The following is a 21,094-nucleotide window of genomic DNA, read 5'->3' on the forward strand; positions in this document are numbered from 1 at the left end:
AGGCGGCATCCAGCGTCTCGAAGAAGACCGACTTCGTCGCGGCGGGCCCGGGCGCCGGGTCGAAGCTCGCGAAGGCGGAGGCGCTCGGCGTGCGCGTCATCGACGCAGCCCAGTTCAAGGTGCTGGTCGAGCAAGGGCCGGATGCGCTCGAAGCACTCGATCCGGATGCCGGGTGATCAAGCTCGCGGTGACGGCAGGCTCCGCGGAGCCCGTCGAGGTCTCGTTCCTCGAGCGAGACGCACCGTGGGTGCAGCGCGCTTACGCCACGGGCGTGCCCTGATGGTGCACCAGGCGCCACCTGTCGTCGTCGCGCCGCCAGAGCGAGGTCCGCTCCGCTCGTCGGCCGCTCCGTTCGGACATCCAGCGCGCGAGCACGACGTCATCCGCGACGCGGCGGGTGACGAGCTCGTGGACGTGGATGCGCGGGGCCTCGGATGCCTCGGCCGCGAGACCGGCGAGCGTGTCCGCCTTGCTCCACGCTGACCCGGACGCGCTCACCTCCTCGAAGTCATCCGCCAGAAGTTCCGCCACCCGCGCGGGATCCGATCGGCACTCGGGGGTCTGCAGCTCGCGTTCGAGTGCTGCGACCGCCTCGAGCTCGGCATCCGCGAGCTGAGCCAGACTGCGCCGCACCTCGGCGAGGGTCGCCTGCCGCGCCACGACGAGCACGTCGGATTCCTCGTGCGGAATGAGGTCGACATCGGCCAGCCAGGACGCGACGCGCATCTCCCGCCTCGCGTCCGGGAAGCGGTGCCACAGCCGGCCGATGTCGCCATCTCGGTGCACTTCGTCACGGAACCGGCGGAATGCGCCGCGTCCCTCGAGCGCCCGCATCAGTCGAATTCGCTGCGGCGTGTCGGTCACCGCCGCGGCGAAGTCGACCATGTCCTCGTACTCCTCGGCTGTATCGGCAGCGTCGATCCGGATCCAGTCGTCCGCGATGTCGTCCTGGTCATCGTCCCCGTAGAAGCCGTCGTCGAGGCGGGTGTGCACTTCGCGGGATACCGGGTCGACGTATCCGTCCATCTTGCTGCTGTGCATGATGTCGGCGATGTCGGCGATGTCGAACTCTGACACGTGTCCATCGTGGCGTGTGAAGCGATGCTGCGGAAGCCGGTATCGCCGAGTCGCGTGGAGTGTCGTATGTACGTTCTACTGTTGCTGGCATCGAGAAGGGAACACCCATGACACGCACATCAGACCTCGCGATCCAGGCTTGGCTGGACCAGGAAGACAAGCACACCGCCGACGTGATCCGTGCGCACGGCGTCTACATCCAGTACGTCGGCGGTGATCAGTGCTCGTGCTGCAGCCGGCTCGGCGATGCCACGGACGACGCGCAGCGCGACGAGCAGCCGCCGTTCGCCTATACGGTGGGCCTGTTCGGGATCGGGCATCCCGAGCTGTTGATGGTCGGCGTCGATCCGGGGACGGCGTCGGGGGTCCTGAACGAGGTGGCCGACCGCATACGCGGCGGCAACGACCTCGTGCCCGGCGAGCTGCTGACCTTCGAGGGTTGGACGCATCGCGTTACGGTCGAAGCCGTGCCGAATCCCGGCGAGATCGCGATCGCCGCGAACCGGTTCTACCGGCGCCCGCCCGAGCACTCGGTGCCGCTGCTCCAACTCACGTACGACGACAAGCAGAGGCGGTTCCCCTGGGAGACGGGCTACGCGATCCCGCCATGGATACAGCCGCGTCCGGGAGAGTTCCGCGCATGACTGTGCTACACACGGCTACGCAGAGCTACGATGCTGACATGGCCGACATCCCGGTTCGCGAGCTGCGCAACGACACCGCGGGCGTCCTGCGGCGCGTCGAGGCGGGCGAAGACATCACGATCACCGTGCACGGCCGCCCCGTGGCGCGGCTCGTGCCGGCCCGCGACGACGGCCGGCGTCCGATGCCGCGGGAGGAGTTCGTCGCGTGGCTGAACAAGAAGCAGGCCGACCCTGGCCTGCGCGATCTTCTGCGGGAGCTTGCGAGCGAACTCACCGACGACAAGGATCTCGGCTGGTGAGCGCGCGGTCAGCGGGAGTGCTGGACACGTCGGTGCTGATCGGCCTCGAGGCGGGTCGCCAAGTGGATGTTGCGAGCTTCCCAGATGTGCTGCTCACCACCGTCATTACGCAGGCCGAGATCGAGGTGGGCGTGCTGTCGGCACCCGACGTCGAGGCTCGTTCGGAGCGGCTCGCGACGCTTGAAAAGCTCAGAGGGATGCCGGTCATCCCGGTAACCGCCGACGCTGCCCACCATTGGGCGCGACTGCGCGTATTCCTCGCCGAGAAGGGTCGACGCATGGAGATCAATGACCTCTGGATCGCGGCGATCGCGACGGCCAACGAACTGCCCATTGTGACCCAGGATGCCGACTTCGACGCGCTCGACGGAGTCCCCGGCGTCACGGTGATCCGCGTGTAGGCGTTGCGGGCGATGCCGAGGCAGCATCGCCCGGTCCCCGTAGAATCGTCTGGTGTCTGAAATCACACCCGATCTCGTGCGCCATCTCGGCGTGCTCGCCCGGATCCGGCTCAGCGACGAGGAGGTGGCCCGGCTCACCGGCCAGCTCGACGCGATCGTCGACAACATCGCGAAGGTGTCCGAGGTCGCAACGCCCGACGTCCGCGCGACGAGCCACCCGATCGCCCTGCAGAACGTGTTCCGTCCCGACGTGGTCGGCGACATGCTCACGGCCTCGCAGGTGCTGCAGAACGCGCCGGATGCCGCGGACGACCGCTTCCGCGTGACCGCGATCCTCGGAGAAGAGCAATGACCGACCTCACCCGGCTCACCGCCGCGGAGCTGGCCGCGGCTCTCGCGACCGGTGAGATCTCCAGCGTCGAGGCCACGCGCGCCCACCTCGACCGCATCGCCGCCGTAGACGGGGACGTGCACGCCTTCCTGCACGTGAGCGATCACGCGGTCGAGGTCGCCGCCGGCCTCGACCGCCGCCGCGCCGCCGGCGAGACGCTCGGACCCCTCGCCGGCGTGCCGCTGGCGATCAAGGACGTCCTGGTGACGACCGACATGCCCTCCACCAGCGGCTCGAAGATCCTCGAGGGCTTCCTCTCGCCCTACGACGCGACGGTCGTGGCGCGCGCCCGCGCCGCCGGACTCGTGCCGCTCGGCAAGACCAACATGGACGAGTTCGCGATGGGTTCGTCGACCGAGCACTCCGCGTACGGCCCCACGCACAACCCGTGGGACCTCGACCGCATCCCCGGCGGCTCCGGCGGCGGATCGGCGGCGGCGGTGGCGGCCTTCGAGTCCCCGGTCGCGCTCGGCTCCGACACCGGCGGCTCGATCCGACAGCCCGCGCACGTGACCGGCACCGTCGGCCTCAAGCCCACGTACGGCGCGGTGAGCCGCTACGGCGCGATCGCGCTGGCCTCCAGCCTCGACCAGGTAGGGCCCGTGTCGCGCACGGTCCTCGACGCCGCGCTCGTGCACGACGCGATCGGCGGCCACGACCCGCACGATGCGACCTCGCTGTCGGAGGCCTGGCCGTCGTTCGCGGAGGCCGCGCGGGAGGGTGCACGCGGCGACGTGCTGAAGGGCCTGCGCGTGGGCGTCGTCCGCGAGCTTCCCGACAGCGGCTTCCAGTCGGGCGTCTCGGCATCGTTCCACGCGGCGCTGCAGACGATGGAGGCGCACGGCGCGGAGATCGTGGAGGTGAGCGCCCCGCACTTCGAGTACGGCGTGGCGGCGTATTACCTGATCCTTCCGGCCGAGGCATCCAGCAACCTCGCCAAGTTCGACTCGGTGCGCTTCGGCCTGCGGGTGGAGGTCGCAGGCGGCACCGTGGAGGACGTGATGGCAGCCAGTCGCGAGGCCGGTTTCGGCGACGAGGTCAAGCGCCGCATCATCCTCGGCACCTACGCGCTGTCGGCCGGATACTACGACGCCTACTACGGCAGCGCGCAGAAGGTGCGCACGCTCATCCAGCGCGACTTCGACGCCGCGTTCGCGCAGGTCGACGTCATCGCGACCCCCACCTCGCCCACGACGGCGTTCCGGCTGGGCGAGCGGATCGACGACCCGCTGCAGATGTACCTGAACGACGTCACGACGATCCCGGCGAACCTCGCCGGCATCCCGGGGATCTCGCTCCCCAGCGGACTGGCGGAGGAGGACGGTCTGCCCGTCGGCATCCAGTTCCTCGCCCCGGCCCGCGAGGACGCGCGGCTCTACCGCGTCGGCGCGGCCCTGGAGGCGCTGCTGGTCGATCAGTGGGGCGGTCCGCTGCTGGACCGCGCCCCGGTCCTCGGAGGGAGCCGCTGATGGCCAAGGTCGCGCTGATGGACTTCGACGAGGCGCTCGAACGGTTCGAGCCGGTGCTCGGCTTCGAGGTGCACGTCGAGCTGAACACGCGGACGAAGATGTTCTCCGCCGCGGGCAACCCCGCCCACCCCGCCCACCACGACGCCGCGCCCAACACGCTCGTCGCGCCGGTGGACATGGGACTGCCCGGCTCGCTGCCGGTGGTGAACGAGACCGCCGTGCGCTCCTCGATCAGTCTGGGACTCGCGCTCGGCTGCTCGATCGCGCCCCGCTGCCGTTTCGCGCGGAAGAACTACTTCTACCCGGACCTCGGCAAGAACTACCAGATCTCGCAGTACGACGAGCCGATCGCGTTCGACGGGAAGGTCGACATCGAGCTCGAGGACGGCACCATCGTCGAGGTGCCGATCGAGCGCGCACACATGGAGGAGGATGCCGGCAAGCTCACGCACGTGGGAGGTGCGACCGGCCGCATCCAGGGTGCGGAGTACTCGCTCGTGGACTACAACCGCGCAGGCGTTCCCCTGGTCGAGATCGTGACCAAGCCCATCTTCGGCGCCGAGCACCGTGCACCCGAGGTGGCGAAGGCGTACGTCGCCGCGATCCGCGACATCGTGCGTGCGCTCGGCATCTCGGAGGCGCGCATGGAGCGCGGAAACCTCCGCTGCGACGCGAACGTGTCGTTGCGGCCGCGGGGTCAGGACAAGCTCGGCACGCGCACCGAGACCAAGAACGTCAACTCGATGCGCTCGGTCGAACGCGCCGTGCGCTACGAGATCCAGCGGCAGGCTGCGATCCTCGCCGCGGGCGGCGAGATCGTCCAGGAGACCCGGCACTGGCACGAGGACACCGGGACGACCTCGCCGGGGCGCCCCAAGTCGGATGCCGACGACTACCGCTACTTCCCCGAGCCTGACCTGCTGCCGGTCGCGCCTGCGCTCTCGCTCGTGGAGGAGCTGCGCGCGGCGCTGCCTGAACCGCCCGCGGCGCGCCGTCGCCGGCTCAAGGCGGAGTGGGGCTTCGCCGACATCGACTTCCAGGGCGTCGTCAACGCGGGCCTGCTCAGCGAGGTGGAGGCCACCATCGCCGCCGGGGCGTCGCCCGTCGCCGCGCGCAAGTGGTGGATGAGCGAGATCAGCCGCATCGCGAACGCGCAGGGGGTGGATGCCGCCTCGCTCGTCGAACCGGCATCCGTCGCCGCCCTGCAGGCGCTGATCGACGCAGGGACCCTCACCGACAAGCTCGCCCGCCAGGTGCTGGAGGGCGTCATCGCCGGAGAGGGCACTCCGCAGGAGGTCGTCGATGCTCGGGGACTCGCCGTCGTCTCCGACGACGGCGCCCTCATCGCCGCGATCGACGAGGCGCTGGCGGCTCAGCCGGACGTGCTGGCGAAGATCCGCGACGGCAAGGTGCAGGCCGCCGGCGCCGTCATCGGCGCCGTCATGAAGGCCATGCGTGGACAGGCCGACGCCGCCCGCGTGCGAGAGCTGATCCTGGAGCGTGCCGCGCAGTGACCCGAGCCCTCGCACCCGACCCCGCACCGTACGACGCGCTGCTGATCTGCTCGTTCGGCGGGCCGAATCAGACCGATGACGTGCTGCCGTTCCTGCGCAACGTGACGCGGGGCAAGAACATCCCCGAGGAACGGCTCTTGGCGGTGGGGGAGCACTACTACCATTTCGGCGGGCGCAGCCCGATCAACGGGCAGAACCTCGCGCTTCGCGCCGCGATGGAGACCGAGCTCGCCGCCCGCGGCGTGACGCTTCCCGTCCTTTGGTCCAATCGCAACTGGCATCCGTACACCGTCGACGTGCTGCGCGATGCCGTCGCCTTCGGCGCGCGCCGCATCCTCGTCGTCGTCACGAGCGCCTATGCGTCGTATTCCGGCAGTCGCCAGTATCGGGAGCACCTCGCGGCCGCGGTGGCCGAACTCGCCGTGCCCGGGCTGGAGCTTGACATCGTCCGCCCGTTCTTCAACGAGCCGGGGTTCATCGACGCCAACACCGAGGCGATCGTGGAGGCGGCAGGTCGGCTGCCCGGCGACGGCCCGATGCACGTCGTGTACGTGACGCACTCCATCCCCGACACGATGCAGCGCGCGTCGACCGCGACCGGGCCGGGGTACCGCGAGCAGCACGAGGACGTCCGCGCCACGATCGACGCCCGGCTGCGCGAGACCGTCGCCGTGCCGCTGTCATCGAGCCTGGCCTACTGCTCGCGCTCCGGCGATCCGCGCACGCCGTGGCTGGAGCCCGACGTCTCCGACGAGCTGACCCGGCTGCACGCCGCGGGCGTCGAGCGGGTGGTGATCGCACCGATCGGCTTCATCTCCGACCACATGGAGGTGGCCTTCGACCTCGACATCGAGGCGCTCGAGGCGGCGAGCGAGTTGGGGATGGCGGCCGTGCGGGCCGGAACGGCCGGCACCCGGCCCGCGTTCGTGCGGGGCCTGGTCGACCTGGTGCTCGAGCGTGCCGCGCGCGCACGCGGCGAGTCCGCCGAGCCGGTCACCACCGGAGCGCTCGGAGCGTTCCCCGACGAGGCGCCGCCGGGCAGCTGTCGCATGCGCGAGGGCGAGGTCACCGGCATCCCGGTGCTCGCCGGCACCGAGGACTGAAACGAGAGAAGGGCGAGCAATGACCGACACGATTCCTCCGGTCGACCACTCCGCCGTGGCGGATGCCGTCAACGACGCGACCGCGTTCACGATGTACGCCGTGTTCCAGGGCGCGCCGACCGATGTGGCCGCCGTCCGCGCCGGCCTCGCCGCACTCGACGGGCTGCGCGTGCGCGGCTGGTACGACGTCGCCGGGTTCCGCGCCGACGCCGACCTGATGGCCTGGTGGTGGGCGGAGGACACCGCGACCCTGCAGGCGGCCTATCGCGTGCTCACCGCCGATCCGGGGCTGCTGCCGGTGTGGTCGAACATCGGCGTGCACCGCCCGGCGGAGTTCAACCGCTCGCACGTGCCGGCCTTTCTCGCCGGCGACCAGCCGCGCGGATTCCTGTGCGTGTATCCGTTCGTGCGCGGGCGCGAGTGGTATCTGCTGCCCGACGACGAGCGCCGCGAGCTGCTGCGCGAGCACGGCGCCGCCGCGCGCGACTATCGCGACGTGCTCGCCAACACGGTGGCGGCGTTCGGCCTCGGCGACTACGAGTGGCTGCTCGCGTTCGAGGCCGACGATCTCGTGCGCATCGTGGACCTCATGCGGGAGCTGCGCGCCACCGGCGCCCGACGGCACGTCATCGAGGAGACTCCGTTCTTCACCGGGCCTCGCGTCGAGCTGGAGGCGCTCACCGCCCGCTGACGCGCACCCCGTTCTTCTCGCGAGGGTGCCCGTTCTTCTCACGAGGGTGCCGGTTCTTCTCGCGAGGGTGCCCGTTGACGCGATGTCGGCGGTGTCGCCGACAATGGAGGCATGGGACGCGGTGACGGAAGCGGGCGCCTTGTATCGCCGGCAGACGCCGACGACACCGGCACTCGCATCCTCCACGTCGACATGGACGCCTTCTACGCGGCCGTCGAGGTGCTCGACGATCCGTCCCTGGCCGGCAGGCCGCTCATCGTCGGGGGTCTGGAGGGACGCGGCGTGGTCTCCAGCGCCTCCTACGAGGCGCGCCGGTTCGGGGTGCGTTCGGCGATGGCCGTGGGGCAGGCGCTGCGTCTGTGCCCGAACGCGGTGGTCGTCGTGCCGCACTTCGAGCGCTACGCCGCGCTGTCGCGCGAGATCATGGCCATCTTCCACGAGGTGACCCCGCTCGTGGAGCCGCTGTCGATCGACGAGGCGTTCCTCGACGTCGGCGGCGCGCGCCGGCTGTGGGGGAGTCCGGGACAGATCGCGCGGATACTACGCGCCCGCGTCCGTGAGCGGACCGGGCTCGTGTGCAGCGTGGGGGTGGCCTCGACCAAGCATGTCGCGAAGATCGCATCGACTCTCGCCAAGCCCGACGGCCTGCTCATCGTGAGCGAATCCGACACCGCGGCCTTCCTCGCCGCGCGCCCGGTGCGCGCGCTCTGGGGCGTCGGTCCCAAGGCCGCCGAGGCGCTGGAGGCACGTGGCATCCGCACGGTCGCCGACATCATCGCCACGCCCCGCCCGGTGCTCGATCGCGCCCTCGGCCAGGCGATGGGGGAGCGGATCTCGCAGCTCGCGCGCGGCATAGACCCGCGCGAGGTCGAGACGCACCGGGTGGAGAAGAGCGTGGGCCACGAGGAGACCTTCCTGGAGGACGTCGCCGACCCCGCCGTGCTGCGCACGGAGCTGCGGCGGCTGGGTGACCGGGTGGCGGCGCGGCTGCGCGCGGGTGGCTGGTCGGCCGCGACGATCGCGATCAAGGTGCGCAAGGCCGACTTCACGACGCTGTCCCGATCGCAGACGCTGGCCGAGCCCACGCAGGTCGGCCAGCGCATCGGCGCCGTCGCCATCGAGCTGTTCGAGCGCATCGACCTCGACCAGCCGGTGCGCCTGGTCGGCGTGCGCGGCGAGAACCTGCGCGCCGCCGACGGCTCGCCGCTGGCCCTGTGGGACGACGACGCCGACTGGCGACGCGTCGACGAGGCGCTCGACGACGCGAGCGCGCGGTTCGGCCGCGGGGCGGTCATGCGCGCCAGCGCGCTGGGCGCCCGGCGCGACGTCGAGGCCCTGCCGAGCAGTCCGCGGCTGCCCTTCTCGGGTGGTCACGGCTCCGGCTGACGGATGCCGCCGAGGGGACTAGCGTGGACCCATGCCCAATCTCGCACTCGAACTCGGCAAGCAGACCGCATCGCTCGGCGTCACAAGCGCGTACGGCGAGCAGCAGGACGTCGACGGCGTCCGCATCGTCCCCGTCGCGCTCGCCTGGTCGGGCTTCGGCGCCGGTGAGGACAAGGAAGGCAGCAACGGCGGCGGAGGAGGCGGCGTCTCGATCCCGCTCGGCGCCTACATCCGCCGCGGCGACGATCTGCGCTTCGAGCCGAACCTCGTGTCGCTGGTCGCGGTGGCGATTCCTTTCATCTGGGTCGCCGGCCGTACGCTCAGTCGCATCATCCGTGCGCTCAAGCGCTGACCGCGCCGATGCGGTGACCGCGGCGCTGGGCGCGGCATCCGATACCATCCTGGCCGCGATCGCAGCGTGCGTCGTCGCCGCACCGGTCGTGCTCCTGGACGGACGCAGCGGGGTGGGCAAGAGCTCGCTCGCACGCGACCTGGTCGCGCGGTGGCCGGGCGGGGGAGCCGTGCAACTGGTCGCCCTCGACTCCCTGTATCCGGGCTGGGACGGACTCGACGACGGCGTCGAGGACGCCCGCGAGCACATCCTCGCTCCCCATCGCGCGGGACGTATCGGTGTGTGGCGTCGTTGGGACTGGGTCGCCCACGCGCGTGCCGAGGCGTACGCGGTCGTGCCCGACCTGCCGCTCGTCGTCGAGGGGTCCGGGCTGCTCACCGCAGCTACGGCGCCGCTCGGCGAGGTGCGCGTGTGGCTGGAATCGCCGGAGGACTCCCGCCGCGAGCGCGCGCTCACCCGCGACGGCGACGCCTACCGCCCGCACTGGGCGCGCTGGGCCGCACAGGAACGACGCCACCTGGAGCGCGACGATCCGGTGCGGCACGCCACGCACGTGTTCGACGTGCCGTGATTCTTCGCCTGCGGTTCAGTGCTCGCGGAACTGCGGCCAGCCGGAGCCGGGCCGCTGATGCGAGTTCAGGGCGCCCTTGGCGGCATCCATCGTCGGGTACGTCCCGACCGACGAGGACGCCCCCGCCATCGTGACGGTGTAGCCGTCGTCACCCTTGCGGATCGTCCCGACCACGCCGCTGTCGCCGTAGGCCACCCACAGGCTCGTCGTCTCGGATGTGATCATCTCAGACTCCTTCCGATACCTCGACGCTACGCCGGTGCGGGGACGGATGCCAGGGCTCAATCCTCTGCAGGGCGGACCGGACCGGCGCCGTAGGTCTGGGTCGTCGAGGTGGACTGCCACAGCCGTCGAGCGTGCTTGAGGATCACGTCGCCGAGCGGGATGCCCACCACCGCGTACTGGGCGGCGACGGCAGGTGATCCGGCGTGCGAGACGAGGGCGAGGTCGGCGCTGGCCGCGCGATCCGCGGCATCGATGAGGCCGTCGAGCCACTCGTCGAACCCGTCGCCCAGCGGCTCCTCTGCCGCCTCGGCAGCCGCCGCGAGCCGCCGCAGAGATGGATGGTGAAAGAGAGGGCTTCCCGCTTCGATGCCGAAGCGCTCACGCAGCCGGTCGAGCGTGGATTCCCGCACGGAGGGGGCTGCGGGATCATCGCGCACCGCGTCCTGCGCGGCGGCAAGGACGGCGGTCAACGATCCGCCGTCGAGTGCGGCGACCACATCCTGCAGCCGCGCGATGCTGACGCCGCCCACCGTGACCAGCGTGCGGATGAAGCGGATGCGATCGACGTGGACGGCACCGTAGACGGCTCGATTGGAGGCGATCAACTCTCCCCGCGGCAGGAGACCCGATGAGATGTAGAACTTGATGGTCGATGGGTGGACGCCCGTCACCTCGGATAGCTGACTGATCGTCATGCGCAGAGCGTCTGACTCCATGCGTCCCAGCATGGCATCAGTCAGTAGACAGTGGCACTAACCGTTAGCTACACTATCCATAAATCGGCCTCCCTTCCGATTCCAGGGCCGTCAACTGCGTCCCTTTCTCAGATGAGGAGTCCCCTCTTGGAAGTCTCGATTCGCTCCGCTTCGATCGTCTCCGGCGTCGGTCTCGCGGCGATGGCGGTGATCGCCCCGCTCGGCGTGATGCTCGCCCTCCCCGCCGGCCTCACCGCCGCCGCAGCCTTGGTGGTGCTCCTGGTCGCCGCACTCGACGTCGTCGTCGCCGTAGCCCTCTACCCCGTGCTGTGCTCGGGCGGAACTCTCCTGGCTGCGATCTCCGCTGCCATGCGGCTCGCCTACGCGCCGATCTTCGCGGCAGCCGCGGGCGCACTAGCCTCGGGCGACGTCGACGGCTTTCAGTCCACCTGGGACGCAGGTTTGCTGCTCTTCGGTGCGCACCTCCTGCTCGCAGGCACCGCGACAGTGCGGTCGCGCGATATGCCCACCTGGCTCGGCGCTCTTGTGCTGCTCGCCGGAGTCGGCTACGTCTTCGACGCCTGCCTCGTGCTGCTCGTACCCGACGCGACGCTGAGGTTGGGACAGTTTGTCTTCATCGGCGAGGTCGTGCTGTTCATCTGGTTGTTGGGCTGGGGTGGTCGTGCGCGGAACGAAAAGCACGGCTGAGCGTCGGGGCGATCCTCGACAACTCTCGCTTCGCAACATCCTGCTCACCTGGCTCGCCGCCACTGCCCCCACGGCGATCCTCGTCTGGGGAGTCTGGCCGATACTTCGCGCGGCCACCACCCTGAACCCGGGGATGCTGTTCTGGCTGCTCATGATCTGCGGCATGGTGTGGCAGTTCGTCTTCTCACTGATCCTGCTGCGCCGAGAACTCGGCACCCTGCGTTGGTCGGTCGTCGCCCCGAGGGTCTGGGCGCAACAGCCCCGCGATCCTCGCACCAATGCCCCGAGACCCCGGCTGTGGTGGATGATCGTCCCGATCGCCGCGGCCTTCGCCGCGCTCACTCTCACAGCCGACCTGCTGGTATCGCTCATGGAAGCTGCCGGATTGACCGAACTCAAGGGCGCGGCCATCAGCGGACTGGCCGATCCCGCGTTCACAGGGCAGTGGTGGATCCTTGTCGTGGCACTGGTCAGCTTCGTCTTCAACTATGTGCTGGGCGAGGAGCTCTTCTTCCGAGGGGTGCTGCTGCCGCGAATGCGAGGTGCGTTCGGGCGATGGGACTGGCTCGCGAACGCCATCCTCTTCACCCTTTATCACACCCAGAAGCTCTGGACGCTGCCGGTCGTGCTCCTCACGGCCATGCCCTTCAGTTGGGCCGCCAGGCGGTATCGCACGATCTGGTTCGCGATCGTTCTGCATTCGATCGAGGGCGTCGTCGTGCTCGTGCTGGTGTTCACCGTGGTGAGCGGCCTCGCGTTCTCCTGACGGAGGCCCAGTGCAGCGCGGCCGGCCTCCGTCATGCGACCCGAGCGTTCAAGGTCGGCTGCGATCCGACGGTTGCGTTCGGAAGCCGTTCCGCGGCTTCGTCGAGGCGTGAAGCGTTGGAGGTAGGACTGTTCGTCGTACGCGTGGCGGGTGCTCTCGCTCCACCCGTAGGCGATGCCCTCGACGAGCAGATCGTGGAACGTCACGCTCGGGCGGGTCGACGTCGCGCGCGGCAAACGGACCCAGACGCCGGGATGGGTCACGCCGGCTTCTCCGAGCCACGCCCGCAGTCCGGGCACGTCCGAGAACGCTACGACCTCAAGCCCCTCGTGCATTTCACCCATGCCTCAATTATCCCGAGGGGGCAAGATGGGAGGGAGGGGATCGGAGGTGCCGAAGATGACACGGATGCCGATTTCCCGCGACCGGCCCGGGCTCCACCATGTGGGCAGCCGCGTGTCCCAGGCGCTCGGTCTCCGGGACGAGGAACTGGCGGCGCTCAGCCTCGCACCTCAGCTGCCCACATGGGAGTCGAACCTGCGAGTGGGCGAGTTGGCCTACGACAGCGTTGCGCTGTCCTCGCTCGCAATCGCACTCGCCGGAGCGGACAGAGGCGGTTCACAGGTCGAGTCGTTCACGGTCTCGCCCGATCCTGCACGCGTACAAGCGTCCTTCGGGAGCGAGCGGCTGTTCCGTATCGACGGTGCCGCGCCGCCCATTTGGGCACCGCTCTCCGGATTCTGGCAGGTCGATGACGGCTGGGTTCGCACCCACGGCAACTATCCGCACCACGCGGAACGCCTCACCAGGCTGCTCGGCATCTCATCGGACGCCGAACGCACCGAGGTCGAGGCGGCGATGCTCACCTGGTCGCGCCTCGAGATCGAGAAGAGGGCGGCCGAGGCCGGGGCGCTCGTGCTCGCCGTTCGCACTTCCGCCGAATGGCGGCAGCATCCGCACCACACGGCAGTCGAGGACGGTCCCATCGTCCGATTCGCTTCCGGCGGCGATGCTGCTCCTCGCCCCTGGCTGCCCTTCTCCGGGCGTCCTCTGTCAGGGATCCGGGTTCTCGACCTGACCCGGGTCATCGCCGGTCCCGTCGCGACTCGCGATCTTGCCGTGGCAGGCGCGGACGTCCTGCGCATCGATTCCCCGCGACTTCCCGAATCCCAATCCCAGCACCTCGACACCGGGCACGAGAAGCGAAGCGCGCTTCTCGACCTGGGCGACCCAGGTGGCCATGACACGTTCCAGCGGCTGCTCGAAACAGCCGATGTCGTCGTGCACGGATATCGGCCCGGCGCCCTCGCCCGGTACGGCCTCGACGTCGAGTCCCTCCATCTACGCTTCCCCGGGATCGTCGTCGCGCAGCTCTCTGCGTGGGGAACGGACGGCCCCTGGGGCGAACGCCGTGGGTTCGACAGCCTCGTGCAAGCCGCGACGGGCATTTCCCTCGTCGAGAGCAGGGACGGTGGGACAACACCCGGAGCTTTGCCGGTTCAGGCACTCGACCACTCAGCAGGGCACTTCCTCGCGGCATCCGTTGCCACCGCGCTCCGGGCACAGCGCTCTCACGGCGGCTCGTTCGAGATCGACGTCAACCTGGCGCGCATCGCCCACGAACTGCTCGCCGCCGGCCCGTCCGACCGCTCGAACAAGGCCGGCGACGCCCCCGAGCTTCCGACCGAGTCGCTTTCGCTGAGGGTTGGTGCCGGTGAGAGCCGCTCCGTTGTCACCTGCGCACCACCGCTGCTCGACTTTCCCGGAGCCCCTACCCGATACGTCTCGCCACTGCATCGCTGGGGGAGCGATCGCCCGGAGTGGGCCGACGAGATCACGCAGCGTCGCGGCTAACGCATGCGCCGCGTCTCGTGCGCCCAGATCGCGATCTCGACGCGGTTGCGCGCGCCGAGCTTGGTCATGAGGCTCGCGACGTGGGTCTTCACCGTGCTGAGCGTGATGTAGAGCTCGCCCGCGATCTCGCTGTTGCTCAAGCCGCTCGCGACCTTCACGAGCACCTGTTCCTCGCGTTCGGTGAGCGGCTCGATCGGCTGCGCCGGGGATGCCGCGGGCTCCGACCCGGCGAACGCCTCGAGCAGGCGCACCGTGACGTTGGGTGCGATGAGCGCATCACCGTCGGCCGCGGCTCGGATCGCCTGAGCGAGCAGCTCCGGCCCGGCATCCTTGAGCAGGAAGCCCTTCGCGCCGGCCCGCAGCGCGGCGAACACGTACTCGTCGAGGTCGAACGTCGTGATGATGACGACCGCCAGCGGGTCTTGCACGCCGGGGCCGGCGAGGGCGCGGGTCGCCTCGATGCCGTCGAGACCGGGCATCCGGATGTCGAAGAGGCACACGTCGGGCCGCAGGCTCCGTGCCAGGGCGACCGCCTCGTGGCCGTCGACGGCCTGCCCGACCACCTCGATGTCGGGCTCGGCGCCGAGGATCATGCTGAGCCCGGTGCGCACCAGCTCCTGGTCGTCGGCGACGAGCACGCGAATGGTCATGCTGCCCATCCAACACGAGGCAGCACCGCGGTGACCGCCCACCCACGGCCCGGTGCAGGGCCTGCCTGGCAGGTGCCGCCGAGCAAGGCTGCGCGCTCCATCATGCCGGTGATGCCGAAGCCGGGGTTCGGCGAGGCGGCGACGTCGCCGTCGTCGGTCACGCTGAGGCGAACCCCCCCGGCATCCACGTCGACGACGACGTCGACGCGGGTGACCTGCCTCGCGTGGCGCAACGCGTTGGTCACCGACTCCTGGGCGAGGCGGAAGACGGCCGCTGCCACCGGCGGCGGGATGCTGCCGTCGTCGCCGGAGACCCGCACCGTGACCGTGGCGCCGCCCGGGCGCGTACCCGCGAGGGACTGGATGTCGCGCAGGCGCGGGCTGGGCGCGAGCTCGGCGTCTTCGCCCTGGCGCAGCACGCCCACCATGGAACGCAGCTCGGCCAGGGTGCGCGTCGCCTCCGCCTCGATCACTCGCAGCTCGTCGCGGGCGGCATCCGGATCGCTCGCAGCCATCGCGAGGCCCGCCTGGGCACGGATCGTGATCGCCGAGACGTGGTGAGCGACCGTGTCGTGCAGGTCGCGCGCGAGCTGCTCGCGCTCGAGGGTGCGGATGCGGTCGATCCGCCGCTGCCTCGCGCTCGCCTGCGCGCGCAGCACCGCGCCGAGCACCGACGCCGACAGCAGCACCGCGAATCCGCCCACGAGGACATCGAGCTCCGGGGTGAGCGCGAACGACATCCCGAGCACCGCCAGCAGCAGCGCCGAGCCGAGCAGCAGCTCGCGACCCGACCCCCAGCGGAACAGCGCGTACACGAGGATCAGCACGAACACGCTCGTGTTGAGCGTCGAGTCCGGCAGCAGCAGCTGCGCGGGTGTCGCAACCGTTATCGCGGTCACGAGCATGACGAGCGGTCGGGTGCGTCGCCACAGCACCGTCGGTGCGATTGAAAGCGCCGTGATCACGGAGACCACCGGCTGGGTGAGGTCCGTTCTCAGGATGCCTTCGATGATCGCGAGCGCGACGATCGAGCCCAGCAGCACCCAGTCGCGCCACACCCGACGCGGCGGTGGGGGCACCGCACTCGGTGCACGCCACGCGGAGTGCAGGAGCCCGGTCACCACCTCAGGATACGAGCGCACGGGATACGCGGCGTCGGCACGGAGTACGAGTGCAGGATCGTACTTTCGGCCGGGATGTTCCGGGCCGTTCTCCCGATGCCGCAGGCCCGGGCGGCGGCGAGCATCGAAGTATGACAACCACGACCACCATGACCGCGGCGGTGTACCGCCGCTTCGGCGCACCCGAGGTCGTGCGCCTCGAGCAACTCCCCGTGCCCGTGCCGCAACCCGGCGAGGTGCTCATCCGCGTGCACGCGAGCACGGTGAGCATCGCCGATCACCGGGCACGGACCCGTGATGTCCCGCGCGGGCTCGACCTGATCGCCGCGGCCGCCATCGGCCTGTTCCGGCCCAAGCGCCGTGTGCTGGGCATGGATGCCGCGGGCGTCGTCGAGGCCGTCGGCGGGGGAGTGACCGGTTTCGCCCCCGGCGAGAGGGTGATCGCGATGACGGGCAGCGAATTCGGCGGTCACGCCGAGTACGTGTGCGTGCCCGCGGATGGCGCGATCACCCGTGCTCCCGCCAACCTGACGCACGAGGAGGCCGTCACCCTCGTGTTCGGCGGCATCACCGCCCAGGGCTTCCTGTCGAAGGTCTCGATCCGGCCCGGCACCACAGTGTTGGTCAACGGCGCGTCCGGAGCTGTCGGCACCGCCGTCATCCAGCTTGCGAAGCACCTCGGAGCCCACGTGACCGCTGTCACGAGCGGGCCGAACGCGGAGCTTGTCACCTCGCTCGGCGCCGACCGCGTCATCGACTACACCCGGCAGGACTTCACCGCGAACAACGCCCGGTACGACGTGGTCGTCGACGGCGTGGGCAACGCCGCGTTCGACAGGGTCGAGGCATCCATCAATCCGGGCGGGGCGCTCCTGCTCGTCATCTGCGACCTGCAGGGGATGCTGCGCAGCCGCGGGCAGAGCCGTAGGTCGGGGAAGCTCGTCGCGTGGGACGTCGGCAAACCGGGAGCTGCGGAACTCGCCCAGCTCGTCAGCCTCGCGGAGTCGGGCTGCTACCGGCCGGTGATCGACCGCACCTACGACCTCGCCGACGTCGTCGAAGCGCACCGCTACGTCGACACCGGCCGCAAGCGCGGCAACGTCGTGCTGCGCATCGCACACGCCTGAGACTGGTGAGATCAAAGCCGGATGTCGTTCGCTGAGATCACATTCTCCGAACATCGTGTGCCATCATGCGATGAGCGCCCCCGACAGGATTCGAACCTGTGACCCGCGGATTAGAAGGCCGCCGCTCTATCCACTGAGCTACGGGGGCGTCCGTCCAGCGTAACGCGGCACCACCCGGCGCCGCGTCGGGGGCGGTCGTTAGGATAGGCGCCATGGTGAGCGCCGCGGACAACGACCGTCTCGTGTGGATCGACTGCGAGATGACCGGCCTGGATCTCGAGGTCGACGAGCTGGTCGAGATCGCCGTGATCGTCACCGACTTCGAGCTGCACGCGCTCGACCCCGGCTTCCAGATCGTGATCAAGCCCGACTCGTCGGCGCTGGAGCACATGAATCCGTTCGTCACCAACATGCACGAAGTGTCGGGCCTCCTGGAGCAGATCCCGCACGGCGTGAGCGTGGCCGAGGCCGAATTCGAGGTGCTCGAGTACATCCAGCAGTTCGTCGCCGAGGGCAAGGCGCCGCTCGCGGGCAACACGATCGGCACCGACCGGATGTTCCTCGCGAAGTACATGCCCCGCGTCGACCGCTGGCTGCACTACCGCAACGTCGACGTGTCGAGCATCAAGGAGCTGGCACGGCGCTGGTATCCGCGCGCCTACTTCAATGCGCCCGCGAAGGAGGGCGGCCACCGTGCGCTCGCCGACATCCGCGAGTCGATCCGCGAACTGGCCTACTATCGCGAGGCGGTGTTCGTCGCCGATCCGGGTCCGACCACCGACACGGCGCGTGCGGCCGCCGCCTCCGCCGTGTCGTCGTTCGCATCGGGCCTGTAATAGACTGTGACGGTTGCCCGCTCGCGGGCACATGGTGGGTATAGCTCAGTTGGTAGAGCACCTGGTTGTGGTCCAGGGGGTCGCGGGTTCAAGTCCCGTTACTCACCCCAAATGCAATGGCCCCGGCGGCGGGTCCCGAGAGGAACGAGCGCAGGGCGGCCCAACGATTCTTGTGACGCTTCCGGGATGCCGCATCACGGGGATCGCGGCAGGGCTCCACCTCGTCGTCGAACTCGCCGAGAGCGTCGACGACGCCGCCCTCGCAGACCGTGCGAAAGCGGTCGGGATCGCGGTCCAGCCCCTGTCCGCACTCCGCCACGCCGCGGGAGCGCCGGGCCTCGTGATCGGGTACGGACCCCATCCGCCGGCCAGGACGCCGAATATCACGAGCGTGATCGCCATGAACACGAGTGCGAGCACGACCATCCGAGACACCGCACCATCCGAGGCCGGATTCACGAACATCGGCAAGAACACGAAGAACAAGATCGTCAGCTTCGGGTTCAGCAGGTTCACCAGCACCGCGCTGCCGATCACCCGCCACACCGTCGACGCACCGGCATCCGTCTCCGGCGCGAGCACCCAGAACTCGAAACTCACCCCATCAGCCTGAACGCCCGCATGGTTCTCTGTATAGAGCCAAGGCGCGTCGGTCTTTCCATACCGAATAGAGGTGCCGCACGATGCGGCCGTCGCACTTCGTCGGAGATCAGCCGATCGTCGGAGCCGATCTCGGCGTGTTGCTCCGACGATGTGCAGATCTCCGACGAACAGCGGATTCCGGAGCGGAACCCCTCGCGTTCGAACGCACTCCAAGGGACCGGTCCTCGACGCGAAGTTAAGAGAATTCTTAGCGTTCGCGTAATGATTCACTCACTCAGGCATCTCTCTGGGTAAGGACACCTTGGGGGGTGTCTCCGGGGATGCAGCACTGCACGGTGGGGACCGATGCGCTGCGACCTCGTCACTGGGGGCTTCGCCGAGTGCGAAGCATGACATCTGGGGGAATGATGGCTACTGCTGTCGAAAATCACGATGCGACCGCGCCCGGCGGGGGTCGCCGGCGCCGCTGGGTGCAGAAGGCGCTCGCCACGGCCGCTGCGGTCACACTGGCGCTGACCACCGTCGTGGTCGGCGGCGTCTCCGCCGCATACGCCGACGGCGAGTCGTCGGATGCCGTGGCGCCGCAGTCGATCGTCGTCGCCGACGAGACCGCGCCCGAGGTGCAGGCCGACTCCGTCGCCGCACCGGTCGCGGAGACGACCGAGGCGCCGCTCGCCGAGCCGCCCGCCGCCGCGCCTGAGGCGAGCGACATCGTCGCCGTCGAGAGCGAAGGAGTACCCGCGGTCGATGAGACGGCGCAGCCCGCCGCACCTCCGGTCGCGGCATCCGACACGTCTACCGCACCGGTCGCCACGGAGACGGCCGCGCGCGGCCCGCAGCAGGCCGCGGTGACGATCAGCGGCGCGGCGTTAGCCGACAACGGCGGCAAGCCGCTCGTGGTGGGCCAGTCGATCGCCTTCTCGGCGAACTGGAGCGTGCCGATGGACACGCAGCCGGGCGACTACTTCCAGCTCACGCTGCCGTCGCAGTTCGCTCCGGTCAGCCGCAACGTGTTCCACCTGTTCGAGAACGGCGGCTCGACGGTGCTCGCCGACTGCACGTGGGAGGGCGTCACCGCCACCTGCGTCTTCACCGAGCGCGTCGTGGACATCCACTCCGGCAACATCTGGTTCACGCTCTCCGCGACGGCCGAGACCGACGAGGGTCAGACCGACATCGACTTCCTGCTCGGCGCCGCGACGTTCGGTGTGACCCTGCCGGTCGGCGGCATCACCCCGAAGCCCACGCCCACTCCGGGCACGGGCACCGGTACGAGCACTCCGACCGCGACCAAGGCTCCGGTGAGCGCGTCGAAGTGGGGCTACGCGGACTACGACTCGGGCCGCTTCAACTGGAGCGTCACGATCCCCGCCGCCGGCGGCACTCTCTCGCTCGTCGACACGATCGACGCGAGCGAGGGCTTCGAACTGCACCACTTCATCGCCGACAGCGCGGTGCTCTACAAGAACGTCGTCGACGACGAGGGAATGCTCACCACGTGGGTGAAGGACGCGTCCTTCACGGCGTCGTCGTACACGATCAGCGCCGACGGTCGCACACTGACCATCGACGGTCACGCGCTCGACACGACCGCCGCCTACCGCCTCAACTACAAGACCGAGGCCGACGGAATCCTCTTCACCGGCGACCGCGTGGGCAACACAGTCAGTCTCCGGGGCCAGGACTACACCGCCTCCGCATCGTTCAAAGCGCTGGCCGGCGGTGGTGGTGACCCGTCGGCACTGGGCCGCTTCGCGATCCAGAAGGTCGTGACCGGTGAGCGGGCGTCGGAGGTTCCCACCGACACCGTGTTCCACGTGAAGGCCACGTGGAGCGGCGGCGGTCAGGACATCGACCTGCGCGCCGACGGCACGACGGTCACGTCGCAGCGGGTGCCTGCCGGCACGAAGATCACGCTGAGCGAGGTCGATCTGCCGAGCATCACGGATGTCGTCTGGGGCGCGGCGAAGATCACGGGCGAGGGCGTCGTCGACAACGGCGACGGCACGTTCAGCGTCACTCCGCAGGCCGGCGACGTGCTCAAGCTCGTGCTGACCAACACCGCCACGCCGCGACCGCTGGTGCCGGGTGAGTTCTCGATCGAGAAGCTGCTCGACGGCGCTGCCGCCAGCAAGGTGCCCGCGGGCACGGAGTTCACGGTGTCCTACGTGGTCGGCGATGGTGAGCCGGTGACGGCGACCCTCACCGTGGGTGAGCCGCTCGTGGTCACGGGCGTGCCGGCGGGCTCGACGGTGACCATCACCGAGGTCGATCTCCCGGAGGTCGCCGACGTGGTCTGGGGCGCCCCGGCGTTCCAGGTCGGCGATGGCGAAGCGGCCGAGACGGCCTCTTTCACCGTCGGCGAGGCACAGCAGGTTGAGGTCGTGCTGACCAACACCGCCACGTCCACGCCGACCGTCGTGACCGTCGACCCCGGGAAGCCTGCCGTGCCGTCCGCATCGCAGCCGACCGGGACGCGGCTGGCGATGACCGGGGGTGAGCTGGCGCTGTGGGTCCCGCTCACGGCCCTCGCTCTGCTGGTGTCCGGCATCGTCATGGTCGTGACGTTCCGCCGCACGCAGCCCTGATCCCCCCTCCCGAGGGCCGGGAA

At 69.7% G+C, this 21,094-nt stretch carries 23 protein-coding genes and 2 tRNA genes; 18 read left to right on the plus strand and 7 right to left on the minus strand.

Going from position 1 to position 21,094, the window contains the following annotated elements; translation table 11 throughout:
- Nucleotides 1–258: 258 nt before the first annotated feature.
- Nucleotides 259–1,077, minus strand: a complete 819-nt coding sequence (locus QM641_RS05150) for a DUF4440 domain-containing protein (protein ID WP_415114127.1) — start codon at nucleotides 1,075–1,077, stop codon at nucleotides 259–261.
- 107 nt (nucleotides 1,078–1,184) lie between these two features.
- Between QM641_RS05150 and QM641_RS05155 the strand changes: the two genes are divergently transcribed.
- The 11 genes from QM641_RS05155 to QM641_RS05205 all read left to right on the plus strand — a co-directional run bounded on the left by QM641_RS05155 (nucleotide 1,185) and on the right by QM641_RS05205 (nucleotide 9,898).
- Complete coding sequence (locus tag QM641_RS05155; protein ID WP_415114129.1) at nucleotides 1,185–1,721, plus strand: DUF4262 domain-containing protein; 537 nt, start codon at nucleotides 1,185–1,187, stop codon at nucleotides 1,719–1,721.
- A gap of 38 nt (nucleotides 1,722–1,759) precedes the next feature.
- Nucleotides 1,760–2,020 (plus strand): type II toxin-antitoxin system Phd/YefM family antitoxin, encoded by a 261-nt coding sequence (locus tag QM641_RS05160; protein ID WP_415114131.1) that lies wholly within the window; start codon nucleotides 1,760–1,762, stop codon nucleotides 2,018–2,020.
- Complete coding sequence (locus QM641_RS05165; RefSeq protein ID WP_415114133.1) at nucleotides 2,017–2,421, plus strand: PIN domain-containing protein; 405 nt, start codon at nucleotides 2,017–2,019, stop codon at nucleotides 2,419–2,421. Before QM641_RS05160 ends, QM641_RS05165 begins: the two co-directional genes overlap by 4 nt.
- 52 nt (nucleotides 2,422–2,473) lie before the next feature.
- The gene (gatC, locus tag QM641_RS05170; RefSeq protein ID WP_415114135.1) at nucleotides 2,474–2,773 is read left to right on the plus strand and encodes an Asp-tRNA(Asn)/Glu-tRNA(Gln) amidotransferase subunit GatC; all 300 of its coding nucleotides are present in this window, start codon (nucleotides 2,474–2,476) and stop codon (nucleotides 2,771–2,773) included.
- Nucleotides 2,770–4,281 (plus strand): Asp-tRNA(Asn)/Glu-tRNA(Gln) amidotransferase subunit GatA, encoded by a 1,512-nt coding sequence (gatA, locus tag QM641_RS05175; protein WP_415114137.1) that lies wholly within the window; start codon nucleotides 2,770–2,772, stop codon nucleotides 4,279–4,281. Before gatC ends, gatA begins: the two co-directional genes overlap by 4 nt.
- Nucleotides 4,281–5,795 carry an Asp-tRNA(Asn)/Glu-tRNA(Gln) amidotransferase subunit GatB gene (gatB, locus tag QM641_RS05180; RefSeq protein WP_415114139.1) on the plus strand — a complete coding sequence of 505 codons (1,515 nt, stop codon included), beginning with the start codon at nucleotides 4,281–4,283 and terminating at the stop codon, nucleotides 5,793–5,795. The genes gatA and gatB overlap by 1 nt, the downstream gene beginning before the upstream one ends.
- On the plus strand, nucleotides 5,792–6,898 hold the full coding sequence (locus tag QM641_RS05185; RefSeq protein ID WP_415114141.1) for a ferrochelatase: 1,107 nt from the start codon (nucleotides 5,792–5,794) through the stop codon (nucleotides 6,896–6,898). The genes gatB and QM641_RS05185 overlap by 4 nt, the downstream gene beginning before the upstream one ends.
- Before the next feature lie 19 nt (nucleotides 6,899–6,917).
- Nucleotides 6,918–7,589 carry a hydrogen peroxide-dependent heme synthase gene (gene hemQ / locus QM641_RS05190; protein WP_415114143.1) on the plus strand — a complete coding sequence of 224 codons (672 nt, stop codon included), beginning with the start codon at nucleotides 6,918–6,920 and terminating at the stop codon, nucleotides 7,587–7,589.
- A 111-nt stretch (nucleotides 7,590–7,700) separates the two neighbouring features.
- Entirely contained in the window at nucleotides 7,701–8,975 is a 1,275-nt protein-coding gene (locus tag QM641_RS05195) for a DNA polymerase IV (RefSeq protein WP_415114146.1), read from the plus strand.
- A gap of 31 nt (nucleotides 8,976–9,006) precedes the next feature.
- Complete coding sequence (locus tag QM641_RS05200) at nucleotides 9,007–9,327, plus strand: hypothetical protein (protein ID WP_415114148.1); 321 nt, start codon at nucleotides 9,007–9,009, stop codon at nucleotides 9,325–9,327.
- Nucleotides 9,311–9,898 (plus strand): hypothetical protein, encoded by a 588-nt coding sequence (locus QM641_RS05205; protein WP_415114150.1) that lies wholly within the window; start codon nucleotides 9,311–9,313, stop codon nucleotides 9,896–9,898. The genes QM641_RS05200 and QM641_RS05205 overlap by 17 nt, the downstream gene beginning before the upstream one ends.
- Nucleotides 9,899–9,913: 15 nt before the next feature.
- On the opposite strand, the gene QM641_RS05210 is transcribed toward QM641_RS05205, so the two are convergent.
- On the minus strand, nucleotides 9,914–10,123 hold the full coding sequence (locus QM641_RS05210) for a methyltransferase (protein ID WP_415114152.1): 210 nt from the start codon (nucleotides 10,121–10,123) through the stop codon (nucleotides 9,914–9,916).
- 56 nt (nucleotides 10,124–10,179) lie between these two features.
- Nucleotides 10,180–10,818: a MerR family transcriptional regulator gene (locus QM641_RS05215; RefSeq protein WP_415114154.1), complete on the minus strand. Its 639-nt coding sequence runs from the start codon at nucleotides 10,816–10,818 to the stop codon at nucleotides 10,180–10,182.
- 147 nt (nucleotides 10,819–10,965) lie between these two features.
- Here QM641_RS05215 and QM641_RS05220 point away from each other — a divergent pair, with 147 nt between their 5' ends.
- From QM641_RS05220 to QM641_RS05230, 3 genes are all read left to right on the plus strand, one after another.
- Nucleotides 10,966–11,526, plus strand: a complete 561-nt coding sequence (locus tag QM641_RS05220) for a DUF4386 family protein (RefSeq protein ID WP_415114156.1) — start codon at nucleotides 10,966–10,968, stop codon at nucleotides 11,524–11,526.
- Nucleotides 11,495–12,292: a lysostaphin resistance A-like protein gene (locus tag QM641_RS05225; RefSeq protein ID WP_415114158.1), complete on the plus strand. Its 798-nt coding sequence runs from the start codon at nucleotides 11,495–11,497 to the stop codon at nucleotides 12,290–12,292. The genes QM641_RS05220 and QM641_RS05225 overlap by 32 nt, the downstream gene beginning before the upstream one ends.
- Before the next feature lie 408 nt (nucleotides 12,293–12,700).
- Nucleotides 12,701–14,146 (plus strand): CoA transferase, encoded by a 1,446-nt coding sequence (locus tag QM641_RS05230; protein ID WP_415114160.1) that lies wholly within the window; start codon nucleotides 12,701–12,703, stop codon nucleotides 14,144–14,146.
- On the opposite strand, the gene QM641_RS05235 is transcribed toward QM641_RS05230, so the two are convergent.
- Together QM641_RS05235 and QM641_RS05240 are read right to left on the minus strand one after the other, a co-directional pair.
- Entirely contained in the window at nucleotides 14,143–14,796 is a 654-nt protein-coding gene (locus tag QM641_RS05235; protein ID WP_415114162.1) for a response regulator, read from the minus strand. The two genes, QM641_RS05230 and QM641_RS05235, sit on opposite strands and share 4 nt — an antisense overlap.
- Nucleotides 14,793–15,917 carry a sensor histidine kinase gene (locus tag QM641_RS05240; protein WP_415114164.1) on the minus strand — a complete coding sequence of 375 codons (1,125 nt, stop codon included), beginning with the start codon at nucleotides 15,915–15,917 and terminating at the stop codon, nucleotides 14,793–14,795. The genes QM641_RS05235 and QM641_RS05240 overlap by 4 nt, the downstream gene beginning before the upstream one ends.
- Nucleotides 15,918–16,048: 131 nt before the next feature.
- Here QM641_RS05240 and QM641_RS05245 point away from each other — a divergent pair, with 131 nt between their 5' ends.
- Nucleotides 16,049–17,044: an NAD(P)-dependent alcohol dehydrogenase gene (locus tag QM641_RS05245; RefSeq protein WP_415114166.1), complete on the plus strand. Its 996-nt coding sequence runs from the start codon at nucleotides 16,049–16,051 to the stop codon at nucleotides 17,042–17,044.
- A gap of 75 nt (nucleotides 17,045–17,119) precedes the next feature.
- On the opposite strand, the gene QM641_RS05250 is transcribed toward QM641_RS05245, so the two are convergent.
- Nucleotides 17,120–17,192: transfer RNA gene (locus tag QM641_RS05250), tRNA-Arg, on the minus strand.
- Between the two features lie 64 nt (nucleotides 17,193–17,256).
- Between QM641_RS05250 and orn the strand changes: the two genes are divergently transcribed.
- On the plus strand, nucleotides 17,257–17,880 hold the full coding sequence (orn, locus tag QM641_RS05255; RefSeq protein ID WP_415114168.1) for an oligoribonuclease: 624 nt from the start codon (nucleotides 17,257–17,259) through the stop codon (nucleotides 17,878–17,880).
- Nucleotides 17,881–17,914: 34 nt separating this feature from the next.
- Nucleotides 17,915–17,990, plus strand: a tRNA-His gene (locus QM641_RS05260).
- Here the strand turns inward: QM641_RS05260 and QM641_RS05265 are convergent.
- Nucleotides 17,983–18,753, minus strand: a complete 771-nt coding sequence (locus tag QM641_RS05265) for a LysE family translocator (RefSeq protein ID WP_415114170.1) — start codon at nucleotides 18,751–18,753, stop codon at nucleotides 17,983–17,985. The genes QM641_RS05260 and QM641_RS05265 overlap by 8 nt on opposite strands.
- Nucleotides 18,754–18,890: 137 nt before the next feature.
- Here QM641_RS05265 and QM641_RS05270 point away from each other — a divergent pair, with 137 nt between their 5' ends.
- Nucleotides 18,891–21,071, plus strand: coding sequence for a DUF5979 domain-containing protein (locus QM641_RS05270; RefSeq protein ID WP_415114172.1), 2,181 nt, complete (start codon nucleotides 18,891–18,893; stop codon nucleotides 21,069–21,071).
- Nucleotides 21,072–21,094: the final 23 nt, after the last annotated feature.

Source organism: Microbacterium sp. (genome assembly GCF_047605725.1).
In the GTDB taxonomy this organism is placed as follows: Bacteria; Actinomycetota; Actinomycetes; order Actinomycetales; family Microbacteriaceae; genus Microbacterium.